Source organism: Fluviicoccus sp., from assembly GCF_030646115.1.
In the GTDB taxonomy this organism is placed as follows: domain Bacteria; phylum Pseudomonadota; class Gammaproteobacteria; order Pseudomonadales; family Moraxellaceae; genus Fluviicoccus.
In genome coordinates, this window is record NZ_JAUSMX010000031.1 from 1 (window position 1) to 3,118 (window position 3,118).

2 protein-coding genes are annotated in these 3,118 nt (G+C 59.8%); one reads left to right on the forward strand and one right to left on the reverse strand.

Annotation, left to right across the window (positions count from 1 at the left end):
• Window positions 1-584 precede the first annotated feature (584 nt).
• Entirely contained in the window at window positions 585-1,397 is an 813-nt protein-coding gene (locus Q7T36_RS17195) for a PEP-CTERM sorting domain-containing protein (RefSeq protein WP_304851671.1), read from the forward strand.
• A gap of 64 nt (window positions 1,398-1,461) precedes the next feature.
• Here Q7T36_RS17195 and Q7T36_RS17200 read toward each other — a convergent pair.
• Window positions 1,462-3,118, reverse strand: a 1,657-nt coding sequence (locus Q7T36_RS17200) for a S8 family serine peptidase (protein WP_304851674.1), incomplete at its 5' end; no start/stop codon positions are given.

Here is a 3,118-nt window from a genome sequence, read left to right on the forward strand (position 1 = left end):
GATGACTGCGATGCGCAGGTGCAGGAGAGTATGGATGTCGATCCCGAATGAGATCCATCGGCACAGGCCTCGTCGGCCCGGAGTATCAGGTCCATCAGCGCATCAACTGGTGGATGGGTGGCGAGTGACTGAAGGCTTTCCGTGGGTGAGCCCGCGCCCGTCGGTCGGCCATCCAACCCAACCGGGTCGGTTGGGTTGCACATTTTGCTGGCGCAATTGCCAAACTTCACACCACAGTGCGCATAACTGAGATTTTCATGACGGTCTCCACGATGGTCCAAGTTGCGACACTTGGCTTGATGCGGTTGATCTTTCTATCCGTAAACATCCGGATGTCGGTTCTTCTTACGGTGTCGCCGGGCAGCAGTTAGCATACTGTTTAAAAACAATGACTTAGGATTGCTGGTATGAAAATTGCTGAAAAAACGTAGCAGCAGATCCGGGTTGCCCAGTGCGTTGTGCATCGATTACCAAGCCGAAACTTGGGCATCAACTCGCGCAAAGAAACGGCTTCTGGTTTGCTGAGAACGAAGCGCCAGAGAGCGCGGCCTCATTAGTAGCGTCACTAGTCAAAGGAGAACGAGATGAAACTATCGCAGATGAAAACCCATCGGAAAACTATTGCTTCGGCCCTTGTGGCAGCGGTTCTCGGACTCGGTTATGCCGGAGGGGCGTCTGCGAATCTGGTTTTTCTCTTCGATTCCGATAACACCGGGGGCGAAGGATACGGTAATGTCATCAACCTTCTGAGCATGCAAAAGCCCGGAGGGGCTGGAACCGGAGTGGACATAGAGGACGGCAAGGTCGCCTGGAACGGTTCGGTCGACGTCATTACAAGTACCACGGGTTTCGTGCTGACCGATCCCAACAAGACGGCGACGCATACGTTCGGCTCGGTTGGCCTCAGCGGATCCACGGCGGCGTCCCAGCTTCGCTTGCTCTGGGATCCGTCGGAAACAGGCAGCGCATCCGGCGATGACACGCAGGTCAACTCCCTCATTCTGAGCATCTACGCGCCTGGTGGGGGCCCAGCGCTGTTCACCGCCTCGCTTGCGGCTCCTGTGTTTCATGACCATATTGTCGGCCCGGGTCTGGGCGTCGGCGATTTTGTTTATGGCCTGGATACTGCTCAGGCTGGCACCCTCCAAGGACTGCTGACGGGTATCGGGGATTTCAGTTCGTATCGCATTGGTCTGGAGTCGAACGTTTCGTTTGTCGACGACGGGCCTGACACTTGGCTTCTGGCGAGGGGTGGCCCAAACGAGCCACCGTGTGTGCCGTCTCCGGCAAACAACTTCTGCGGTCAACAGCAGATTCCCGAGCCGGGTATTCTTTCACTGGTTGCTGTAGGCCTGCTCGGAACGGCTGCCGCCACTCGCAAACGTCGCCCGGCGTAGTACGGGCCTCAAAACAGAACGCCGGTCACAGCGACCGGCGTTTTGTATTTGAGGCAGTCGCGATTTACTTCGTGACCTGGATGGTTTGGGTGCTTGAGTTTCCCGCCGCATCGCGCGCCACCGCCCAGATCGAGTGGGCACCGTTGCTGGCCTGTCGGCTGTTCCACTTGTAGGCAATGGACCCATTGCCCGTCGCCTTGAGCGCACCGTCGACGTACAGGCTTACGCTGGAAACTGCCACATTGTCGCTCGCATTGACGCTGATGCTCACGTTGCCGCTGACGGTCGTGCCGTTGATCGGACTGCTAATTGACACCACGGGGGGTGTGACGTCGGCCGCAATTGTCGTGCTGTTGGCAACACTGACGTTGACCGTGCTCGACGAGACATTTCCCGCCGCGTCGTACGCCTTGGCGGTCAGCGTGGTGGCGCCGTCGACGCGGGTCGACGTGTCCCAACTGAAGCTGTAAGGCGCGGCAATGTCGGTCGCCACAAGCGCGCTCGCGGCGTACAGGTCCACCTTGGTCACGCCGACGTTGTCGATCGCCGAGACGCCGACCGTCACGATGCCCTTGACTGTTCCGCCAGTGGGGGAGGAGATCGAAACCGTCGGCACCTGATTGTCGGTGCTCGCCGCCGACTTCGCCGCCGCGACGGCGCGGTACGCATTGATGCGGCCATAGCCGTAGTAGTCGTCCCGTCCTGGTGTTCCAAGATCGTCCGCAGTCGACGTCAAGATGCTGTCCACCTGCGAAGGTTGCAGCGCCGGGTTGGCCGACAGCATCAGCGCGACGACACCGGCGGTGAGCGGGCTCGAAAACGAAGTTCCGCTGAACGCGCCGTAGCCCGCACCGGTATTGGTGGTCCAGATTCCGACACCGGGCGCAGCGACGTCGACGATAGGGCCATAGGCAGACCAACTGGTGCGCTGATCTGCGGAATCGGTCGCCGCAACCGTGATGATCGTCGAGGTATTCGGGCTCGGCATATTCAGCCCGGTATTTCCGGCGGAGGCAACCACAACGCCGCCCTTGTTGCGCATGTATTGCGCCGCATTCTGGATCGTGGCCACATCCGAAACAATGTAACTAATGTTGGCAACGCGGGCACCGCGGTCTGCGGCCCAGGTGAGGGAGTTGGCGACGATGCTGTAGTAAGTGATAGAGCCTGCTGGGTCGCTGATTCTCATCGGCATGATCTTGGCGTTCCATGCACCACCCGTGACCCCGAGCGCGTTGTTGCCGACAGCTGCAGCGACGCCAGCGACCCGCGTACCATGGCCATTGACGTCGCTGGTATTGCTGTTGTTGTCATAGAAATTCCAGCCGGGGACGATGTGCGCGGCCAGGTCGGGATGTGTTGACTCAACCCCACCGTCCAGAATCGCGACGGTAATTCCGCTGCCCGTCGCAAGGTCCCAGGCAGCCGGTGCCTGAATGATCGGCAGATGCCATGCGCTGGTGAAGTAAGGGTCGGTCGGCGTCTGCTGCATCGGAACGGCACCGTCAACTTCCGCGAACTTCATGTGCGGGTTCCTCGCCAGCGCCTGCACCAGTGCCTGTTCGCGTCCGTGCGACTGGATCGGCATTTCCACCACGTACACGTCGATGCCATTCAGCTTGCGGCTGGACTGGGCGCCATGGGCCTTGATGATCTTGTCGAATTCTGCTGCGGGCAGTCCGGGATTGGGTGCGACCAGAATCCGTCCGGGCGCCCATTGC